Source organism: Cupriavidus sp. Met-2 (assembly GCF_049843575.1).
Classification (GTDB): Bacteria; Pseudomonadota; Gammaproteobacteria; order Burkholderiales; family Burkholderiaceae; genus Cupriavidus; species Cupriavidus metallidurans.
Window position 1 is genome coordinate 22,256 of record NZ_JBBHZL010000010.1, and the last position, 20,181, is coordinate 42,436.

Sequence of the window (20,181 nt, forward strand, 5' to 3'; positions counted from 1 at the left end):
CCCGCCTTAGTGCGCCGCTGCGCCGAGGTAAGCCTCGATCACGGCAGGATTGTTCTGCACTTCGTGCGGCAGGCCCTGCGCGATGACCTTGCCGTAGTCCAGCACGGTGAGGCGGTTGCACAAGCCCATCACAAGCTTGACGTCGTGTTCGATCAACAGGATGGTCTTGCCATCGTTCTTGATCTTCTCCAGCAAGCCACGCAACTCCACCTTCTCGGTGGCGTTCATGCCGGCGGCGGGTTCATCCAGCGCCAGAAGCTTCGGCTCGGTGGCCAGCGCGCGGGCAATCTCCAGACGACGCTGGTGGCCGTACGACAGGTTGCGCGACGTGAAGTTGGCGTACTTGCCGATGCCAACGTACTCGAGCAGATCGTGGGCCATGTCTTCAACGGCCTCTTCTTCCTGACGCACCGCAGGCGGACGGAAGATGGCGCCGAACAGGCCTGCCTTGGTGCGCACGTGCCGGCCCACCATCACGTTTTCCAGCGCGGTCATGTCGCCGAACAGTCGGATGTTCTGGAACGTGCGCGCGATGCCAGCCTTGGCCACTTCGTGCACGGCAGTCGGCTGGTACGGCTTGCCGCCCAGCACGAACTCGCCGGAGTCCGGCGTATACAGGCCCGTGATCACATTGAAGAACGTGGTCTTGCCGGCGCCGTTCGGGCCGATAAGCCCATAGATCTCACCCGGATTGATTTGCAGGCCCACATCGGACAGTGCCTGCAGGCCGCCAAAACGTTTGTTGACCCCCTGTACGGACAGGAGGAAATCGGAATTGCTCATGTTGTCCCCCTGTTCAGAAACGACCGACACTGCCGGCACGACGCACAACTGGGCGGTCTTCCTTGCGTGGCGATGGCCACAGGCCGGCCGGGCGATACAGCATCACGCCCACCAGGGCCAGACCGAACAACAACTGGCGCAGCACTTCGGCATCGACAATGACCTGGCCGAAGATGCCGGTCTGGATCGGTTCCGCCACGGCACGCAACAGCTCCTGGAAGCCCACCAGAAGGATGCCGCCCAGGATCACGCCCGGGATGTGGCCCATGCCGCCCAGCACCACAATCGCCAGGACGTAGATCGATTCCCACAACGTGAACGATTCCGGCGAGACGAAGCCCTGGAATGCGCCGAAAGTCGCACCCGATGCACCGCCAAACGAGGCACCCATGGCAAAGGCCAGCAGCTTGATGTTGCGCGTGTTGATACCCATCGCCTTGGCGGCGATTTCGTCTTCGCGGATGGCCACGAAGGCACGGCCGATACGCGAGTTCTGCAATCGCAGGCAGATAAACACGATGACAATGACCAGCGCCACCAGCAGGTAGTAGTACATGAACACCGGTGTGAACTTGAGCCCGAAGATCTCGTGCGACTTCGAGAAGTCGAAACCGAAGATGTGGACCGGGTCCACTGCCGTGATGCCCTTGGGGCCGTTGGTGATGTTCACCGGACGGTCCAGGTTGTTCATGAAGATGCGGACGATCTCGCCGAAGCCCAGTGTCACGATGGCCAGGTAATCCCCGCGTAGCTTCAGCGTTGGCGCACCCAGCAGCACGCCGAACGTGGCCGCCACCACCACCGCGATTGGCAGGACGAACCACATCGACAGGTGCAGTCCGTTAGGGAACAGCTGGTGGATCCACTCGAACTGATTGGACAGGTGAGGCGAGCCGAGCAACGCCATCATGTAGGCGCCTACCGCGTAGAACGCGATGTAGCCCAGATCAAGCAGACCGGCAAAGCCGACCACGATGTTCAGGCCCAGCGCCAGCATGATGTAGAGCAGCGCGAAGTCGAGCACGCGCACCCAGTAATTGCCGCCAAAGGTCTGGACGAAGAACGGCGCGCAGAGCGCGACCACCAGGAAGCCGACCAGCGCGGCCAGCGTCTTGGCCGGCACGCGCGACGGCGCCGCCACGGCCGTGGATGGAATCGGAGTATTCATGGATTCTCTCCCCTCAGGCGCGGTCAGCCACACGTTCGCCCATGATGCCGGACGGACGGAACACGAGCACGATGATCAGCACGATGAAGGCGAAAACGTCCTGGTAGTTCGAGCCGAACACACCGTTGGTCAGGTCGCCGATGTAGCCCGCGCCAAGCGCTTCGATCAGGCCCAGCAGCATGCCCCCGACCATTGCGCCAGCCAGGTTGCCGATGCCGCCGAGCACCGCGGCGGTGAACGCCTTCAGGCCCGGGATGAAGCCCATGTAGAAATGGGCATTGCCGTAGTTGGTGGCCATCATGACGCCGGCCAGCGCCGCAAGCGCCGCACCGATCATGAACGTGGCGGAAATCACGAAGTTGGGGTTGACGCCCATCAGGCCCGCCACCTTCTGGTTCTCGGCGGTGGCGCGCATGGCGCGGCCGAGCTTGGTACGGTTCACCAGGGCCAGCAGGCCCGCCATCACCATCACGGCCAGGCCGATGATGACGATTTCCTTGCCGGTGATCGTGGCGCCGGTGGAGCCGATGTCGATCGGGCTCGACGGCAGCAGTTGCGGGAACGTCAGCGGGTTACGCGACCAGATCAGCATCCCCATGGTCTGGAGAATGATCGAGACGCCGATCGCGGTAATAAGCGGGGCCAATCGTGGCGCGTTGCGCAACGGCCGGTAGGCCACGCGTTCGATGGTATAGGCCAGAACTGCACAGACGGGCATGGCGATCAGCGTGGCGATCACCAGCGTCAGCCATTCGGGCAGGCCGGGGGCGAACTTTTGCAGCCCCATGATTGCCGACAAAGCGGTCAGCGCGCCAATCATCAGCACATCGCCGTGCGCGAAGTTGATGATGCCCAGAATGCCGTAGACCATGGTGTAGCCCAGTGCGATCAGCGCGTAGATGCTGCCGAGCACAAGACCGTTCACGATCTGCTGGATAAAGATATCCATGAAAACTCCTGCTTCAGCCCCGATCCGGCCGGCATGGTGTGGATGCCTCGGATGGGACGGTAATGTTGGATAGGTCAGGTGTGGGTGTTGCTCTGCTGGTGTGCCTCCCGCCCTGTTCCACCCTTGGTAAGGATGCTGTCAACACGTTGGCGAGACTAAAAAGAACGGCACCGTAAAAGTGCTCACGGTGCCGTTCGTCCGGGCTGGTAAGCCCTGATTACATCTTCACGACGTCGAGGACGGACTTCTTCTTGTCCTTGTAGTCGTACAGGGTGATGGTGCCCTCCTTCATATCGCCCTTCTCGTCGAAGGCGATGTTGCCGATCACGCCCTTGTAGTTCGTCTTCGGCATCTCGGCCAGGATGGCCGCCGCGTCGGTCGAATTGGCGCGCTTCATCGCGTCGACGATCACCATGACGGCGTCATAGGTGAACGGCGCGTAGATCTGCACCGGCGAGTTGAAACGTGCCTGGTAGCGCTTCTCGAAGTCGGCGCCCTTCTCCATCTTGGACAGTGCCAGACCGGCTTCCGAGCAGATGAGGTTGTCCACCGCATCGCCAGCCAGTTCGGCCACCTTGTCGGTACAAACACCATCGCCGCCAACGATCTTCGCCGTGATGCCCAGTTCCTTGGCCTGCTTGGCGAACGGACCGCCGGTGGCGTCCATGCCACCGTACATGATCACGTCGGGCTTCTTGCCCTTGATCTTGGTCAGAATGGCCTTGAAGTCGGTGGCCTTGTCGTTGGTGGCTTCACGTGCCACCACGTTCACACCATCGGCCTTCGAGGTCTTCTCGAACTCATCGGCCAGGCCCTTGCCGTAGGCGGTGGCATCGTCAACGATGGCCACGGTCTTGGCGTGCAGGGTCTTGGCAGCGTAGTTGGCCAGTGCCGGACCTTGCTGGGCATCCGTCGCCACCACGCGATAGGTGGTCTTGAAGCCCTGCTTGGTGTAGTCGGGGTTGGTCGACGACGGCGAGATCTGGACGATGCCGGCATCGCTGTAGATCTTCGAAGCCGGGATCGACACGCCCGAGTTCAGGTGGCCCACCACGGCCACGACCTTGGCGTCCACCAGCTTCTGGGCCACGGCGGTACCGGTCTTCGGATCGGCCGCGTCGTCTTCGCCAACCAGTTCCAGCTTGATCTTCTTGCCGTTGATGGTCAGGCCATCCTTGTTGACCTCTTCCACGGCCAGGCGGGCGCCGTTCTCGTTGTCCTTGCCAAGGTGGGCAATGCCGCCGGTCAGGGGCGCCGCGTGACCGATCTTGACGATGGTCTCGCCGCCACTCGTGTCGGCTGCCGCCGTGGCAGCGGGTGCCGGTGCGGCCGATTCAACCGGCTTTTCTTCTTTCTTGCCACATGCAGCGACCAGCGCCACAGCGGCCGCGATCGGCAGAATCTTGGCAAACGTGAATTGCATGAGTGATCTCCTAGGATTCACAAAAACAGGGAATAAAACACGCCTCCCGGACGTATTCCCCGAACCGCCTTTGTTTAGTTTCAATTTGAAACGCGCGAATTGTATCCCCTTTCTTTGTAGATGCAATACGCGACGCAACAACCTGAACCTTTTACCCGCCAAATGAGCTAGGGAATTTCCCCAATGCACAAAATGGGGCAATCTCCGCTCAGTTGGCAGACCCGTCACATACCCTTACAAGAATCGTGCCCAGCCCCTGCCCAACCAAGCGGCACCACCGTATAAGCATTGCCGGAGCCACCTATAATCACCAACTATTAATTAGGCATTTCATTTCAAATGCAAGATTGCCTCTCTAATGTGCAGAATATGTCGCCGCCCCAAAATAGGGAAAACCCCAGCATCGGGGATTACCCTGTATTGTCTGCGTGTATAGACACGCGAGAAACGTATTAATAAAGAAACGGCTATTACAGAAGTATTGGACGAGGAACAAATGCGCGGCGGCAACGAACGTGCGGAATGACACCCAAGCACCAATCATGGGCGGGAGAAAGGCGGTGCGGATTGCTGGGGAGGGATTTCGGCGCGGACACGGTCACGCGTACGCGTGAGGTGTCCGGCAGGGACGAGGCAGGCAGGGCGCCCGGCCTCGGGAACTCAGGGCTTCAGGATCAGGACTGGACCGACACGCTGGCCAGGCCGCGCGGCAGCGGGAACGACATGTTCTCTTCCACGCCCTCGAGCGCACGCACGCTCTTGACGCCGAAGGTCCGCAGACGCTCGACGATTGCCTGGGCGAGCGCCTCGGGCGCCGAGGCGCCGGCTGTCAGGCCAATGCGGCGCTTGCCAGTCACCCATTCCGGCTTGAGCTGTTCCGGATCGTCCACCATGTACGCCGGCACGCCCAGACGGTCGGCCAGTTCGCGCAGGCGGTTCGAGTTCGAGCTGTTCGGGCTGCCCACCACGATCACCACTTCCACCTGCGGCACCATGAACTTCACGGCGTCCTGGCGGTTCTGCGTCGCGTAGCAGATGTCCTGCTTCTTCGGCTCGCGGATCTGCGGGAAGCGGACCTTGAGCGCGGCCACGATCTCGGCGGTCTCGTCCACCGACAGCGTGGTCTGCGTGACGTAGGCCAGCTGTTGCGGATCGGCAACGACCAGACGATTCACGTCGTCCACCGATTCCACCAGCAGCATCCCGTGTTCGGATTGGCCCATCGTGCCTTCCACTTCGGGGTGGCCCCGGTGGCCGATCATGATGATCTCGCAACCCTCGCCGCGCATCTTGCCGACTTCCACGTGCACCTTGGTCACCAGCGGGCAGGTGGCATCGAAAACGGTCAGACCTCGCGCTGTGGCGTCGGCGCGCACTTCCTTCGATACGCCATGGGCGCTGAAGATAACCGTCGAGCCCTGCGGCACTTCGTCGAGCTCGTCGACGAAGATCGCGCCTTTCTTGCGCAGGTCGGCCACCACGTAGGCGTTGTGGACGATCTCGTGGCGCACATAGATAGGAGCGCCGAACCGCGACAGCGCGCGTTCGACGATTTCGATCGCACGATCGACGCCCGCGCAGAAGCCGCGCGGCTGCGCCATCAGGATCTCGGCATCGGCAGGGACAGTGGTTTCGGTCATGCTGCGTTCCGTTACAACGGCAGACATCAGAGAATTCCGATCAGCTGGACGTCGAACAGAATTGCCTGTCCGGCCAGCGGGTGGTTGAAATCGAAAAGCGCGGCGGTCTCGCCGTACTCCTTGAGCACGCCGGCGTACTTGCCGCCGCCAGGCGCGTTGAATTCGACAAGGTCGCCCGGCGCGTAGTCTTCCTCGAACGAGCTGTTCTCGCGCAGCGTGGCCAGCGAGACCCATTGCAGCAGTTCGGGATTGCGCGGGCCGAACGCCTGTTCGGGAGCCAGGCGATAGAGGGTGCGCTCGCCTTCGGCCATCCCCAGCAGCGCCTGTTCCAGCGTCGGAACGAGCTGACCCTGGCCAAGCAGCAGCGTGGCGGGCTTTTCCTCGAACGTGCTCACCACTTCGGTGCCGTTCTCGAGGGCAATGCTGTAATGAAGCGTCAGGAAGGAGTCTGCCTGGACGGTCTTGCGCGCAGGCGCGGCGTCACGTTCGGCCTGGGCCGCAGTAGATTGCAAAGTCATGGGAGTCAACCGGTCAACAGCCGCCATTGTATGCGACTAGACCATCGGCCGTTGGGCTGCTCGCGCTGGCAACTCGGAAAACCTTGAGGAAACACATCCCGGAAGAGACTGGACAGCACTCGCCGGGGCCGTTACATTGTGGGCCCCGTCGATCTCCGGTCGACGGCAGAACATGACCGGCCCATCCGTCAGCCCATGACGTGACGCAAGCAGCACGATGCAACGGCCCGCTTCCGAATCTGTCGGAAGGCATTGATTCGTCGCTCGTTTCCGGTCTATAATGTTCGTTTCGCTGAAGTACCAATCCGCTGCAGTCCGGGCCCGCGCGCCTTTTGTTGATCTGTTGCGAACATTGTCCACGAATAAGATTTAGGAGTGCTTCATGGCACGCGTCTGTCAAGTGACCGGGAAAGCGCCGATGGTCGGCAACAACGTTTCCCACGCAAACAACAAGACCAAGCGCCGTTTTCTGCCCAACCTGCAGAACCGCCGCTTCTTCGTTGAATCGGAAAACCGCTGGGTGAGCCTGCGCGTCTCGAACGCCGGTCTGCGCCTGATCGACAAGAAAGGCATCGACGCCGTGCTCGCAGACCTGCGCGCACGCGGCGAAGTCTAATTAGGAGTACACCATGGCCAGCAAAGGCGGACGCGACAAGATCAAGCTGGAATCGACCGCAGGTACCGGTCATTTCTACACGACCACCAAGAACAAGCGCACCATGCCGGAAAAGATGGAGATCTCGAAGTTCGATCCCGTCGCCCGTAAGCATGTGCCTTACAAGGAAACCAAGATCAAGTAATTGATCTACGGTCTTCAGCCAAAAGCCCCGCACTAGCGGGGCTTTTTGTTTCTGGGCGGCCGTCCGGCAATCGCCGCCAAACCTTGCCAGCCAAGGGGAAGGTGTAACAGTCTGGTGCAGGTGGGTGTAGACTTGCGAGCTTTCCCCCAACGCTCTTTCGCCCTCGCGCGATCCCTGCACCATGAACTACGACGTCGCGATCGTCGGCAGCGGGCTGGCCGGCCTTACCGTCGCTTTGCAGCTTGCCGATACCCACCGGGTTGTCATCCTCAGCAAACGCGCCATGACAACGGGGGCTAGCGATTGGGCCCAGGGCGGAATCGCCGCGGTGCTCGACTCGGGCGATAGTCACGACGAACACACGCAGGACACGCTGGTTGCAGGTGCAGGACTTTGCGACGAGGATGCGACGCGCTTCATCGTGGAGCATGGCCGCGAAGCGATCCAATGGCTGATCGACCGCGGGGTGCCGTTCACGCGCGACGAACAGGCCGAACTCGGCTTCCACCTCACCCGCGAAGGCGGGCATAGCCGTCGCCGCATCATCCACGTTGCCGACGCCACGGGCCATGCGGTGGTGACCACGCTGGCCGAGCAGGCCCGCCAGCATCCGAACATCACGATCCTCGAAGACCAGTTCGCAGTCGACCTGATCACGTCCGCCAAGCTCGGCTTGCCCGGCAACCGTTGCTATGGCCTGTACGTGCTCGATGCGGAAACGGGCGAAGTGCGCACGCTCACAGCCACGCATACGGTACTGGCCGCCGGCGGCGCGGGCAAGGTCTACCTCTATACGACCAACCCCGATACGGCTACGGGCGACGGCATCGCCATGGCCTGGCGCGCGGGCTGCCGGGTGTCGAACATGGAATTCATCCAGTTCCACCCGACCTGCCTCTATCACCCCTACGCGAAGTCGTTCCTGATCTCGGAAGCCGTGCGCGGCGAAGGCGGCCTGCTGAGGCTGCCGGATGGCACGCGCTTCATGCCCGAGCATGATGCCCGCGCCGAACTGGCGCCGCGTGACGTGGTAGCCCGCGCCATCGACTTCGAAATGAAGAAGCGCGGCCTGGATTGCGTGTATCTCGACATCACGCACCAGCCCGTGTCGTTCCTCAAGGAACACTTCCCGACGATCTACGCCCGCTGCCTGGAACTCGGCATCGATATCGCACGCGAGCCGATTCCCGTGGTGCCGGCCGCGCACTACACCTGTGGTGGCGTGGTCACCGATACGGCGGGCCGCACCGATCTCGGCAATCTCTACGCAGTTGGCGAGACGGGCTGCACGGGCCTGCACGGCGCCAACCGCCTGGCCTCGAACTCGCTGCTCGAATGCATGGTGATCGGCCGTGCCGCGGCTGCGGACATTGCCTCGCAAGGCAAGGCCGACGCGCCGGACATCACGCTGCCGGCCTGGGACGAGAGCCGCGTATCGGATGCCGACGAGGAAGTCGTCGTCTCGCACAACTGGGATGAGCTGCGCCGCCTGATGTGGAACTACGTCGGCATCGTGCGCACCGACAAGCGGCTGGAGCGCGCGCAGCACCGGATCGGCATGCTGCGCGAGGAGATTGCCGAGTACTACGCGAATTTCCGCGTTACTCGCGATCTGTTGGAATTGCGCAACCTGGTGGAAGTGGCGTCGCTGATCGTCGACAGCGCCTACTCGCGCCACGAAAGCCGTGGCCTGCACTTCAGCCGTGACTATCCGGAAACGCTGCCGAAGGCGCTGCCTACCGTGCTGCAACCGCTGACGGGCCGCGCGGCAAGCCGCCGGAAGGTCTGAGCCTCCGGCGACAGCCCAGGACCAGGTTCAGCCGACGATGCGCAGCGAGTAATCGGTCGCGCGCACATCCTTGGTGAGGGCGCCGACCGAGATCCGGTCGACGCCGGTTTCGGCGAAACGGCGAATCGTTTCGTAGTTCACCCCGCCCGACACCTCGAGAAGTGCGCGCTCACGGTTGATCGCCACGGCCTCTCGCATCATTTCCAGCGAGAAGTTGTCGATCAGCACGGACGTCGCGCCTGCCGCCAGCGCCTCTTCCAATTCGGCGATCGATTCAACCTCGATCTGGATCGAAGCATCGGTGCCAAGCGCCAGCGCCGCTTCCATCGCCGCCGCGATACCGCCGGCCGCCGCGATGTGGTTCTCCTTGATCAGGATGCCGTCGTATAGCGCCAGGCGCTGGTTCTCTCCGCCTCCGATCCTCACCGCATACTTCTGCGCAAGCCGCAGACCCGGCAGCGTCTTGCGCGTATCGAGCACGCGTGCGCGCGTATCGGCGATCAGATCGGCGTAACGGCGAGTGGCCGACGCCACGCCGGAGAGCAGTTGCAGGAAATTCAGCGATGGCCGCTCGGCGGTCAGCAACGCGCGTGCCGGCCCGGTGATTTCGCAGACCACGTCGTCCGGCGCCAGGCGCGCGCCCTCTTCCTTCTGCCACGTCACCTGCAGCCTCTCGTCGATGGCTTGCATGCAGGCGTCGAACCACGGGCGACCGCACAGCACGGCAGCTTCGCGAACAATCACGCGGGCGTGCACGGGCTTGTCGGCCGGCACCAGCAGACCGGTCAGGTCACCAGCCCCCACATCCTCGGCAATCGCCGCCTTGACGTTGGCGGCCAGCGCCACACGCAGCGCGGGGCCGTAGCTATCGAATACGGAATTCACGCTCATGCCGGGCCAACTCCGCTGAACAGTGCCGATTCCTTGGCGAGATCGGCTGCGGGGCGAACATTGGCTTTCTGCTGCGCGGCGAAATCGAGCATCCGGTTGATACACGTTACGGCGCGTCGTCCGATGTCGGCGTCGACGTGAATTTCGTTGCGGCCGGTCTCGAGGACTTCGGCCAGATTGGTCAGCGCATTCATGGCCATCCACGGGCAATGCGCGCAGCTCTTGCAGGTGGCGCTGTTGCCGGCGGTCGGGGCCTCGATGAACATCTTGCCCGGCGCGGCCATACGCATCTTGTGCAGGATGCCGTTATCGGTGGCAACGATGAACTCGTTGGCGTCCAACTGCTGGGCCGCGGCGATCAGCTGGCTGGTCGAGCCAACCACGTCAGCCTGCGCAACCACGTTGGCCGGCGACTCCGGGTGGACCAGGATCTTGGCCTTCGGATGCTCGCGGCGCAGCAGATCGAGTTCGATACCCTTGAACTCGTCGTGCACCAGGCACGAGCCCTGCCACAACAGCATGTCGGCGCCGGTCTGCTGCTGGATGTAGCTGCCCAGATGCTTGTCCGGCGCCCACAGGATCTTCTCGCCGCGCGCGTGCAGATGCTCGACGATCTTCAGGCCGATGCTCGACGTCACCATCCAGTCGGCGCGCGCCTTCACCGCCGCGCTGGTGTTGGCATAGACCACCACGGTGCGATCCGGGTGCGCATCGCAGAATGCCGAGAAATCGTCGGCCGGGCAGCCCAGGTCCAGCGAGCAGGTGGCGTCCAGATCCGGCATCAGGATGGTCTTCTCGGGGCTCAGGATCTTGGCGGTCTCGCCCATGAATCGTACACCGGCCACCACGAGCGTCTTGGCATCGTGATCGCGCCCGAAGCGGGCCATTTCCAGCGAATCGGACACGCAGCCGCCGGTTTCCTCGGCAAGATCCTGCAGGTCGGCATCGACGTAGTAATGCGCTACCAGCACCGCATTGCGCTCTTTCAGCAACTTGCGAATGCGGGACTTGAGCGCCTGGCGCTCATCGGGTGTCAGCGCCGGGGGCACCTTGGCCCAGGCGTGCGCGACGCAGCTACCACCGGCGGCCGCGTCAGGGTCCGTCAGGTTCGGCTTCTCGAACTCGACGCTCTTGATCGTTTGTGGGGTCATCTCTGCAGTACTCCTCGGCGCACCGTTGGCCGCCGCGCTGTGAACGCGCGGTCTGTGCCATCACATGGAGAAGTTTAGCCAAAAGAAAAGCCCCGCCTGGGGCGGGGCTTTGTAGCCATGACGGGCGCGTCGGCGATTGTATCAGGCGTACCGGCGCAGGCGCAGCGAAAACTCCTGCAGCGCCTGGATGCCGCTGGCTTCGGCGCGATGGCACCAGGCCTGCAGCTGAGCCAGCAGTTGCTCGCGCGTCAGGTTCGAGCGACCCCAGATCACAGCCAGTTCGCGGCGCATTTCCACGAACGTGCTCAGCATCTTGTTTTGCTCGACGATGGTCGCCAATTGCTGACGTTGCGGCGCAGCCAGCTTGGTTTCCTCGCGGTGGAACCACTTGCGGGCCGGCTTGAAGCTCGAGTACTCGGGCGTATTGCCTTCCTTGTGCTTGCGCAGTTCATCCTTGTAGGCGGACTTCAGCGTCTTGGCATAGCGGGCCATCACGTCGTAGCGGTTAGCGATGATCGCTTCCAGCGTGTTGTGATCCACCGGACGAGCCTCCACCAGGCGAGCCTTGGGCGGGATCTTCTTGACCTTGGCCAGGCCCACCGACTGCATCGCGCGGATGTACCACCAACCCACGTCGATCTCATACCACTTGATCGAGAACTTGGCCGACGTCGGGTACGTGTGGTGGTTGTTGTGCAGCTCTTCACCGCCGATGATGAAGCCCCACGGCGACACGTTGGTCGATGCGTCCTCGCAGTCGTAGTTGCGATAGCCCCAGTAGTGGCCCAGGCCGTTGATGATGCCGGCGGCATGGATCGGGATCCAGAGCATCTGCACTGCCCACACGGACATGCCGACCAGGCCGAACAGGGCCAGGTCGATGATCAGCATCAGCGCTACGCCTTGCCAGGAGAAGCGCGAGTACAAATTGCGCTCGATCCAGTCATCGGGCGTGCCGTGGCCGAACTTGGTGATGGTTTCCTTATTCTTGGCCTCGGCGCGATACAGCTCGGCGCCTTCCAGCAGCACCTTGCGGATGCCGCGGGTCTGCGGGCTGTGCGGATCGTCTTCGGTTTCGCACTTGGCGTGGTGCTTGCGGTGAATCGCGGTCCACTCCTTGGTCACCATGCCCGTGGTCATCCACAGCCAGAAACGGAAGAAATGCTGGGCGATCGGATGCAGGTCCAGCGACCGGTGCGCCATGCAGCGGTGCAGGAAAATAGTCACGCCGGCGATCGTGATGTGCGTCATCACGAGCGTGTAGATCACGATCTCCCACCAGGACCAGTTGGCGAGGCCGTTGGCGGCCCAATCAAGAATTGAGTCGAACAAACTGTGTTCTCCGTCTAAAAAACGAGGGATGCAGTGCGGCACTACCATGCAACGCACCAAACGCGCAGAAAAAAGACTGCAAATTCAACGATTGCGATAGCTTTCTGGCGCTGGCGCAATCCTGCGTACGTGGCAGGAGCCGGGCCGAGGCACGAACCGCTGCAATCTGGCGGTTGTCTGGAAGTGGGGCTGACGGGTTGGTCTGCAACCCGCGTTCAGCCCGATATTCTACCGGATCGACGCGGGTCAGACATCCGCTTTTTCCCCGACTTTGAGCGGCTGGCGCGGGAAACGTTCAATCCTGTGCGGCATCCGCCACGACAAGTGGCGTCGCCGGATTCAGCATCCGCACCTCGCGCTGCGGATATGGGATCGAAATGCCATTTTCGTGAAACGCGCGCCAGATGGCCCGATTCATCGCCGACTGCACGCCAAGCTTGCCGTTCTGTGGATCCGCGATGTAGACGGCAGTTTCGTACTCGATGCCGCTGTCAGCAAACATCACAAGGAATGCGGCGGGTGCCGGCGCTTCGAGCACACGTGGCAAATTGCGCACACAATCCTGCAGCAATCCGATCACCATTTCTGGATCGGCGGCATAGTCCGCTTGCACCCGGGTAGCCACGCGCACATTCGTTCCAGAGAACGAATGGTTTTGCACTGACTGGGCCACAAGTTGCTCATTCGGCACAAGCGTCTCGCCGTCGCCATTGCGCACAACGGTGTAGCGCGTGCGAATCTGCGACACGATGCCGGTGTACTTGTCGACCGTGATCTGGTCGCCAAGCTTGACCGAGCGATCGAGCAGGATGATGAAGCCAGATATGTAGTTGCTCGCGATCTTCTGCAGGCCAAGACCGAGGCCGACACCCAGTGCGCCGCCAAACACCGAGAGCACGGTCAGGTCGATGCCCACGAGCGACAGGCTCAGCAGCAACGACACCAGTAACAGCAGCGCCTTCGTGATGCGCGTCAGCACGACCTTCAGGTTCGAATCGAGCGTGGTCGCACGCATCAGGCGCTCTTCCAGCCACGAACCAAACCACATCGCCACCAGCACGGTCAGGAGAATCCAGACCATTGCCATCAGCGAATCGGCCAGGTTGATGTGCTGCTTGCCGCCAATCGAGAACCGCACGTCCCGCATCCACGCGACCACGTCCGGCAGCACGCCAAGCACGTACAAACCCATGGCGATCCACGTCAGGGTCGTCAGTACCTTCTCCACCAGCACAAGCATGCCGTGAAGCTGGCCATGTCCCGATATCACTCGCCGGAGGATGTAGAACGTCACATACAACGAGGTGATGCCGAACAGCGGCACCAGCGCGAGCCGCAGAACGCTGATCGGGATCAGCGATTCCAGCGAGAAACGCGCCACCAACACCAGCAGCCAGCTGATGAGCGGGAACACCGCACGCTCCAGGCTGACCGCGGCCATGCGCAACGAGAAGCTTGCCGACTGGTGGCGAACCTCCAGCCGCTTGACCACGCGCCGCGACAGCGGCCACGCGATCAGCAGGCAAATGGCCAGTACCCCGATCTGCCAGAAAAACCCCGGACCGCCCGCATCGTGGATCAGGTCCTGCACCATCTTGCCGAACATCGCGTGCGATCGTTTCAGCTCCGCGAGCGTATCGGGGTTCATCAGCGTGCTATCCGCCATCAGCGCGTGCGCTCCAGAACAGCGGCGAAGAAGCCATCGGTCTGATGGATATGCGGATAGAGCGCCAACATGCCGCCTTCCGCCGGCAACTCCGGCACCTCGATCTTCTGCTCGGCCAGCACTTCGCTCACCGGCACAAGTCGGAAATTCTCGTGGGATGCCAGGAAATCACGGATGATTGCCTCGTTTTCGGCCTCCAGCACGCTGCACGTGGCGTACACGACACGGCCGCCGCCCTTCACCAGCTTTGCCGCGGCATCGAGGATGGCCGCTTGCTTCGCAGTGAGTTCCACAACCGATTCCGGCGTCTGACGCCACTTCAGATCGGGATTACGGCGCAGGGTACCCAGGCCGCTGCAAGGCGCGTCCACCAGCACACGATCGATCTTGCCGGCCAGGCGCTTGACCTTGGCATCGCGCTCGGAGTCGATCAGCACCGGGTGCACGTTCGACAGACCACTACGAGCCAGACGCGGCTTCAGATTGGCCAGGCGCTTCTCCGACACATCGAATGCATAGAGCCGCCCAGTCGAGCGCATGGCCACACCCAGCGCCAGCGTCTTGCCGCCAGCGCCCGCGCAGAAGTCAACCACCATCTCGCCGCGACGCGGCGCAAGCAGATGGCACAGCAGTTGACTGCCTTCATCCTGCACTTCCACGCCACCGTTGATGAACAGCGGGAGCTGGTTCAACGCGGGCTTGCCCTTGAGGCGGATGCCAGCCGGCGCCATCGGGGCCAGTTCGGCGGCGATACCGGCAGTCTGGAGTTCGGCCAGTGCCTCTTCACGCGACAGCTTGGCGGTGTTCACGCGCAGGTCGAGCGGCGCGGGCCGCAGCCAGGCATCGCCAAGCGCAGCAGTGAATGCCTCGCCATGACGCGCCACCAGATCGTCATACAGCCACTCGGGCAGGTTGGCGCGCACGCGCGGCGCCAGGCTGGAGCGCTCGATCGTGGTCAGGCGGTCGAGCCAGACAGCTTCGTCGGGATGAAGGAACGGCGAAAGCACATCGCGGCCGAGCGTCGCGGCCAGGCCCAGCAGCCCGAGGCGGCGCGTGGCCGAACCCGTGCCACTTTCGGCAAATTGACCAAATTCGACGCGTCGGCGCAACACTGCAAAAATTGCTTCAGCGATGATGCCTCGGTCGCGATGACCAAGTTTGTTATTTTCGCGGAAGTAATGGCTGACCACCGCGTCGGACGGACGCGCGAACAACAGCACCTTGCCGAGCAGTCGGTCGATATGTTGCAGATGGAAAGCCTGCAGGCCGCCGGGCGTGCGCGGCGCGCCGTCAGCGCCCTGCTGCCGGGCGTTGGGCGACTTGCGGATCGGGCTGGCCTTGCCTTTGCTCGGACGCGAGCGCTGGCGATTGTCTTGGGAAGTTGCGGGATTGCGACTCATGGCTGTTTTCCTGCCGCTTGGGGCGAGATGGCCATGAACCATTGGGGCTCGGCCGGTTGAACTACTTGAACGACACCGTCCTGCACGTGCAGACGGTCTTCGACGAACCAGCGCACGGCGCGCGGGTAAATGACATGTTCGCTATCGAGCAAGCGATCGGCCAGCGACTCCGGTGTATCGCCAGGCAGAACATCAAGTGCCGCCTGCAACACGATCGGACCATGATCGAGTTCTGGCGTCACGAAATGCACTGTCGCGCCATGCAGCTTGACGCCCGCCTCCAACGCCTGCTTGTGGGTATGCAACCCGGGGAAGCTCGGCAGCAGCGACGGATGGATGTTGAGCATTCGCCCGGCGTAGTGCTCAACGAAGCCAGGCGTCAGGATCCGCATGAAGCCTGCCAGCACGACGAGGTCGGGCTGATAGACGTCGATGGCGTCCCGCATCGCGGCGTCGAAACTCTCACGTCCGGAAAACTGCTTGTGGTCCACCACACCGGTGGCAATACCGTGGCGCGAGGCGAACTGCAGGCCCGAAGCATCGGGGCGGTTCGACAGTACCGCGGCCACGCGCGCCGGCCATTTTTCGGCGGCGCAGGCCCGGACGATCGCTTCCATGTTGGAGCCACGCCCGGAAATCAATATCACAATATTCTTCATCGCCGCGATTCTACCAAGCTGTGGTCCAAACACTTGCAAACCGTGCGCATTAGGTACTTAATTACCGCCAAACGCACATGGGGCAACAAAGACAGGCGCGCCCACCAATCCCACTACCCCCGTGTGATGGATTGTGACGCGCAACCCGCTCTGTTAGAGTGGGCCCTACGCCCACGCGCCGCGACACAAAAAGACGGTGACAACAAGGGCGAAACGGGAACTTAGACGGGAATACGCATGTTGAACGCTGCACCGACTTTGTTGGTGGTCGATGATCATCCTATGGCGCTCTCGGGCACAACCGCCTTCCTGGCGGAAGTGATGCCCGACGTCGCCGTTCATTCCGCTGGCAGCGCCAAGGAAGCCCTTCACTCCCTGAATCAGGGCCTCCGTCCCGATATCGTGCTGCTCGACATCTGGCTGAACGATGGTACTGGCTTCGATGCCATGCAGTCGTTCAAGACCGTGATCCCGGGCGCCCGCTTCATCTTCATGTCGGCGGAGGCCACACCCGAGATCGTGGGCCGCGCCCGCGCGCTATCGGCCTGCGGTTTCGTCGGCAAGCATCTGGACGCCAACGCGTTCACTGCGGCCGTGCGCAAGGTCCTGGCCGGCGACACCAGTTTTCCATCCGATGAGGCCTTGTCCGGCCGATCGCAATCGTTCGGCCCCGCCCACGGCATTCCGGTCACGCCGGCCGAACTCGGCCTCACGCCGCGCCAGGGCTCGGTGCTCGCGCTGGTGCTCGAAGGACTGCCGAACAAGGTCATCGCCCGCAAGCTGGGGCTGACCGAGAACACCGTCAAGGAACACGTCTCCGCCATCCTGCAACGGCTGGGCGTGCGCACGCGCATGCAGGTCATGTCGCGCATGGAGCGTTTTCGCCTGCGCCAGTGAGGCAGTGAACATCGCCACGCATGAATGACAACGCCGCCCTTGAGGCGGCGTTGTCATTCATGCGTTCATGCCGTGGGCAACCAGCGGCGCAGCAACATGCGCAGGTTCGCCGGGTCCACCGGTTTCGGCAGGACGAAGTAGCCTGCCTCCTCGGCCGCCTGCAGCGCCGCGGACTTCAGATCGCCCGTCAGCAGCGCGCTGCGTGCCTGAGGCTGCGAGGTCTGCCAGCGCTCCAGCAAATCGAGCCCGTTCTCGTTGCCGGGCAAGCGCAGGTCACAGAAGATAATGTCCGGCTTGAGACCCTTCGCGAAGAGACGGTCGGCCTCTTCCCCGTGCGCGGCACATGCCACGCGAATGCCCCAGGCCTCCATCAAGGCGATCCACGCCTTGCGAATCTGGCTATCGTCATCGACCACCAGCACAGTGCCACGCAAACGATCGTGTCGCGCTTCTTCCGCCTGCGCATTCGCCCGCATCGCCCGAACACTGGCTACGGTCTCCTCGGGCACCGGCGCCAGCGCGAACCAGAATACCGATCCCTTGCCCGGCACCGAGCGCACGCCGTAAGTCCCGCGCATCAGACGCACGCATTCCCGGAAGATCGCGAGCCCCAGACCAAGACCCTGCGACGGATCGCGCTGCGGATTGTGAACCTGGTAGTACGGCGAGAAAATTTCCGGCAGGTGCTCGGGCGTGATGCCCGCACCGGTGTCCCAGACCTCCAGCCGCACGTGCTTGCGGCGCTGTCGCGCGGTTACCAGAATGCCGCCGCGCTTCGTATAGCGCAGCGCGTTCTGCACGAGGTTGAATAGCGCCCGCCGCAGCAGCACCGGCTCGGCCATGGCGAACAGTTCGTCAGGCACGCGTGGCGTCAGCGTCAGACCGCTTTCGCGCGCATCGGCGGCGAACTGGCTCATCACGTCATGGATCAGCGAATTGAGTTCGCATGGCTCCAGCGTTGGTAACACCTTGCGCCCTTCAAGCTTGGACAGGTCAAGCAGGGACCGGAACAGCAGGTCGATGGTCTGCGTCCCGGCGGCCACCTGTTCGACGAGTGGGTGGAGCGAACTCGATTGGTTGCGCGCACGCAACGCTTCGACCAACATCACCAGGGCATGAACAGGCTGGCGTAGGTCGTGACTCGCGGCCGCCAGGAAGCGGGATTTCTCCTCGCTGGCATGAAGTGCCCGTTCCTTCTCTTCCTGAAACTGCTTGGCGAGCCGGCGGCTTTCGGATTCGAGCTGGATGGCCCGCACCAGCGTGTGCTGCAGATTCAGCGAGTGCCGTGCCAGCATCAGCGCGTAGATTGCCAGCAGCAATTGCACATAGGTGCCGTGGCCGGGAAAGGCAAAGTCAGCCAGCAGCACATTCGGCACAAGGATCGGCACGCCGGCAAAGACCAGGTTCGATGGGATGGGCGACTGCGACGTGGCGCCGCCCGCGAGCACCCCCAACGTCAGCAGATACAGCACGCTCGAGAACACCACGGACGACGAATACAGATGCAGCAGCGCCGAACTGCCCCAGGTCAGTCCCGTCAGGAACGCAATGGCGCGCATGTTGTTCCACCACTTGCGCGTGTGCGCCGAGCGGCTCAACCTGCCCATATCGCGCTGGAACCCGAGGTAGAACCACATCCCGCCGATGGTCAGCAGCAGCATGATGGTGCACCAGATCACCAGCGCCACGTGGTTGGCTTCGTTCCAGAACGTGTACGCGGTCAGTCCCGGCAGCAGGGCCGAGGATGCAATGCCCGTGGGGGAGACACGATGAACGGTGACGAGCAGCTTGGCTCGCGTTTCGGTGTCCAGTTGCGGCCCGGGCGGGGGCAGGATCTTGTTGAGCAGCGCGTTCAAGTGTGGCGTGGCACGTAAGGCGACGTTCTTCGTCGCTGCAACTGGCATCAGACAAGTCTGCCGACGTTGCAGAAATCGCGCAATTTTGTTGCAAGTGGGGCATATCATGCCGATTTTTGCGGCGCCGCGCCATTGCGAGGCGCCCCAATAACCCACAAATTTGTCAAAAGCACCACGTTTGTGGGGGGCGTGTGTCGAAAGCGCGCGCCAGACCGGCGTCAAATTGGTCGGCCGGCAGGCTTTTCGGGCGGCAAACCGGTGGTTCGCCTTATAATGCCCCCTTTCGTGCGACACGCACCCTCGTGTCCGGTAGCTCTACGTTAAGAGCATCGACCTTTGTTGAGACAAGGGGAAGGCTTCGGCCAGAACCGTCCAATCTCAACCATTTCTTGCTTTGACAAACCCGGCCGCAAGGCCGGAGCGAGTCCATGTGTTGCGAGGAGGCCAAAGTATCGGCCGACTCAAAGCTTGCTTTCTGCTGGATGGATTTCCAGCCATTGCCCAAAGGCGGGGACGCTTGCCTTTGGGCAGGTGTCTTTGCAGTACGCACTCTCTACGGAGGTGTGGGCGAATATGCGGCGGTAATTTGCTGCGTCTTCGCTACATAGCATTCAGACCGGCCCAGTAGGGTCGGCACTACGTCTTTGGGATGAAGGCGGGCGCGTCAGCGTCTGTCTTCATCGAGCGCCTGCCAGTATGGAGGCACTGAAGTAATGAAGTGAGGTTTCCGGAGCGTTTAGCTCTGCGCGTTATGGTTCGGTCGAATACACCCGCGAGGGTGCCTCGATAGAGAACCTGCTATGCGACTAGCAGTAGCCTAGGGAGACATGCGTCACGGGTAACTGTGGGGTGTGAAGCTCTCCTGACAACGAAGCCCCCGCAAGGGTGCGTAACTGCCGAGAGGTAGAGACGCAGAGACTCCTAGCAGCAATGGGGTCGAGGAGCCAGGCTGGCTGGTATGGGCAACATATGTGAACTGCTGATAAACACCGTAAGCATTGCAGTGCCAAAGCTGCTGATAGGCACTAACCAAAAGGTATGTGGTCGGTTGTTCCGCTGAAAGTTCGGAACACGTCGCCATTCGGACCACCGGTGAAGAGGCAGGCCCTAACCCAGTCGTGTAATGCGCAGGGAACGTGGTAAGCCCGTATGGCTGCCGGAGCGCGGTATGGCTCAGGCAGGCGAACCGCAAGGAACGCTGTTGGCTGTGCGGGTATGGGAGGTTGGAAAAAGCGAATGCCGAGCTGTAATGGTCCGGA

General features: G+C 62.3%; 17 protein-coding genes. 4 read left to right on the plus strand and 13 right to left on the minus strand.

Translation table 11 applies throughout. The features are described from left to right. Positions 1-6: 6 nt before the first annotated feature. From WD006_RS20345 to WD006_RS20370, 6 genes are all read right to left on the minus strand, one after another. The gene (locus WD006_RS20345; protein WP_011517420.1) at positions 7-783 is read right to left on the minus strand and encodes an ABC transporter ATP-binding protein; all 777 of its coding nucleotides are present in this window, start codon (positions 781-783) and stop codon (positions 7-9) included. Between the two features lie 13 nt (positions 784-796). Continuing rightward, positions 797-1,951, minus strand: a complete 1,155-nt coding sequence (locus tag WD006_RS20350; RefSeq protein WP_008644903.1) for an ABC transporter permease subunit — start codon at positions 1,949-1,951, stop codon at positions 797-799. Positions 1,952-1,964: 13 nt separating this feature from the next. Next, positions 1,965-2,900: a branched-chain amino acid ABC transporter permease gene (locus WD006_RS20355; RefSeq protein ID WP_008644904.1), complete on the minus strand. Its 936-nt coding sequence runs from the start codon at positions 2,898-2,900 to the stop codon at positions 1,965-1,967. A gap of 217 nt (positions 2,901-3,117) precedes the next feature. Next, on the minus strand, positions 3,118-4,323 hold the full coding sequence (locus WD006_RS20360) for a branched-chain amino acid ABC transporter substrate-binding protein (RefSeq protein WP_011517421.1): 1,206 nt from the start codon (positions 4,321-4,323) through the stop codon (positions 3,118-3,120). A 674-nt stretch (positions 4,324-4,997) separates the two neighbouring features. Then, a complete protein-coding gene (ispH, locus tag WD006_RS20365) occupies positions 4,998-5,990 on the minus strand; it encodes a 4-hydroxy-3-methylbut-2-enyl diphosphate reductase (protein ID WP_011517422.1) in 993 nt (330 codons plus the stop codon). Continuing rightward, positions 5,990-6,481 (minus strand): FKBP-type peptidyl-prolyl cis-trans isomerase, encoded by a 492-nt coding sequence (locus tag WD006_RS20370; RefSeq protein ID WP_008644907.1) that lies wholly within the window; start codon positions 6,479-6,481, stop codon positions 5,990-5,992. Before WD006_RS20370 ends, ispH begins: the two co-directional genes overlap by 1 nt. Before the next feature lie 382 nt (positions 6,482-6,863). On the opposite strand from WD006_RS20370, the gene rpmB reads away from it, so the two are divergent. The 3 genes from rpmB to nadB all read left to right on the plus strand — a co-directional run bounded on the left by rpmB (position 6,864) and on the right by nadB (position 9,070). Beyond that, positions 6,864-7,097 carry a 50S ribosomal protein L28 gene (gene rpmB, locus WD006_RS20375; RefSeq protein WP_008644908.1) on the plus strand — a complete coding sequence of 78 codons (234 nt, stop codon included), beginning with the start codon at positions 6,864-6,866 and terminating at the stop codon, positions 7,095-7,097. Positions 7,098-7,110: 13 nt separating this feature from the next. Next, on the plus strand, positions 7,111-7,281 hold the full coding sequence (rpmG, locus tag WD006_RS20380; RefSeq protein ID WP_008644909.1) for a 50S ribosomal protein L33: 171 nt from the start codon (positions 7,111-7,113) through the stop codon (positions 7,279-7,281). A 181-nt stretch (positions 7,282-7,462) separates the two neighbouring features. Then, positions 7,463-9,070, plus strand: coding sequence for an L-aspartate oxidase (nadB, locus tag WD006_RS20385; RefSeq protein ID WP_060784849.1), 1,608 nt, complete (start codon positions 7,463-7,465; stop codon positions 9,068-9,070). Between the two features lie 27 nt (positions 9,071-9,097). Here nadB and nadC read toward each other — a convergent pair whose 3' ends face one another. The 6 genes from nadC to purN form a co-directional block, all read right to left on the minus strand. After that, on the minus strand, positions 9,098-9,961 hold the full coding sequence (nadC, locus tag WD006_RS20390; protein WP_011517425.1) for a carboxylating nicotinate-nucleotide diphosphorylase: 864 nt from the start codon (positions 9,959-9,961) through the stop codon (positions 9,098-9,100). After that, positions 9,958-11,112, minus strand: a complete 1,155-nt coding sequence (gene nadA, locus WD006_RS20395) for a quinolinate synthase NadA (protein ID WP_011517426.1) — start codon at positions 11,110-11,112, stop codon at positions 9,958-9,960. Before nadA ends, nadC begins: the two co-directional genes overlap by 4 nt. A gap of 141 nt (positions 11,113-11,253) precedes the next feature. Beyond that, positions 11,254-12,444: a DesA family fatty acid desaturase gene (locus WD006_RS20400; RefSeq protein ID WP_029310125.1), complete on the minus strand. Its 1,191-nt coding sequence runs from the start codon at positions 12,442-12,444 to the stop codon at positions 11,254-11,256. 295 nt (positions 12,445-12,739) lie between these two features. Beyond that, positions 12,740-14,110 (minus strand): mechanosensitive ion channel family protein, encoded by a 1,371-nt coding sequence (locus WD006_RS20405; protein WP_035884685.1) that lies wholly within the window; start codon positions 14,108-14,110, stop codon positions 12,740-12,742. Further along, positions 14,110-15,510, minus strand: coding sequence for an RsmB/NOP family class I SAM-dependent RNA methyltransferase (locus tag WD006_RS20410; protein WP_060784848.1), 1,401 nt, complete (start codon positions 15,508-15,510; stop codon positions 14,110-14,112). Before WD006_RS20410 ends, WD006_RS20405 begins: the two co-directional genes overlap by 1 nt. Continuing rightward, positions 15,507-16,169: a phosphoribosylglycinamide formyltransferase gene (purN, locus tag WD006_RS20415; RefSeq protein ID WP_035884684.1), complete on the minus strand. Its 663-nt coding sequence runs from the start codon at positions 16,167-16,169 to the stop codon at positions 15,507-15,509. The genes WD006_RS20410 and purN overlap by 4 nt, the downstream gene beginning before the upstream one ends. A 237-nt stretch (positions 16,170-16,406) precedes the next feature. Between purN and WD006_RS20420 the strand changes: the two genes are divergently transcribed. Continuing rightward, complete coding sequence (locus tag WD006_RS20420) at positions 16,407-17,066, plus strand: response regulator (RefSeq protein WP_011517433.1); 660 nt, start codon at positions 16,407-16,409, stop codon at positions 17,064-17,066. Between the two features lie 65 nt (positions 17,067-17,131). Here the strand turns inward: WD006_RS20420 and WD006_RS20425 are convergent, their stop codons facing one another. Continuing rightward, entirely contained in the window at positions 17,132-18,970 is a 1,839-nt protein-coding gene (locus WD006_RS20425) for an ATP-binding response regulator (protein WP_060784847.1), read from the minus strand. Between the last annotated feature and the right edge of the window lie 1,211 nt (positions 18,971-20,181).

Coding starts and splice junctions, on each gene's coding strand:
- WD006_RS20345 (WP_011517420.1), bottom strand. CDS start 783: ATGAGCAATTCCGATTTCCTCCTGTCCGTACAGGGGGTCAACAAACGT.
- WD006_RS20350 (WP_008644903.1), bottom strand. CDS start 1,951: ATGAATACTCCGATTCCATCCACGGCCGTGGCGGCGCCGTCGCGCGTG.
- WD006_RS20355 (WP_008644904.1), bottom strand. CDS start 2,900: ATGGATATCTTTATCCAGCAGATCGTGAACGGTCTTGTGCTCGGCAGC.
- WD006_RS20360 (WP_011517421.1), bottom strand. CDS start 4,323: ATGCAATTCACGTTTGCCAAGATTCTGCCGATCGCGGCCGCTGTGGCG.
- ispH (WP_011517422.1), bottom strand. CDS start 5,990: ATGTCTGCCGTTGTAACGGAACGCAGCATGACCGAAACCACTGTCCCT.
- WD006_RS20370 (WP_008644907.1), bottom strand. CDS start 6,481: ATGACTTTGCAATCTACTGCGGCCCAGGCCGAACGTGACGCCGCGCCT.
- rpmB (WP_008644908.1), top strand. CDS start 6,864: ATGGCACGCGTCTGTCAAGTGACCGGGAAAGCGCCGATGGTCGGCAAC.
- rpmG (WP_008644909.1), top strand. CDS start 7,111: ATGGCCAGCAAAGGCGGACGCGACAAGATCAAGCTGGAATCGACCGCA.
- nadB (WP_060784849.1), top strand. CDS start 7,463: ATGAACTACGACGTCGCGATCGTCGGCAGCGGGCTGGCCGGCCTTACC.
- nadC (WP_011517425.1), bottom strand. CDS start 9,961: ATGAGCGTGAATTCCGTATTCGATAGCTACGGCCCCGCGCTGCGTGTG.
- nadA (WP_011517426.1), bottom strand. CDS start 11,112: ATGACCCCACAAACGATCAAGAGCGTCGAGTTCGAGAAGCCGAACCTG.
- WD006_RS20405 (WP_035884685.1), bottom strand. CDS start 14,110: ATGGCGGATAGCACGCTGATGAACCCCGATACGCTCGCGGAGCTGAAA.
- WD006_RS20410 (WP_060784848.1), bottom strand. CDS start 15,510: ATGAGTCGCAATCCCGCAACTTCCCAAGACAATCGCCAGCGCTCGCGT.
- purN (WP_035884684.1), bottom strand. CDS start 16,169: ATGAAGAATATTGTGATATTGATTTCCGGGCGTGGCTCCAACATGGAA.
- WD006_RS20420 (WP_011517433.1), top strand. CDS start 16,407: ATGTTGAACGCTGCACCGACTTTGTTGGTGGTCGATGATCATCCTATG.
- WD006_RS20425 (WP_060784847.1), bottom strand. CDS start 18,970: ATGCCAGTTGCAGCGACGAAGAACGTCGCCTTACGTGCCACGCCACAC.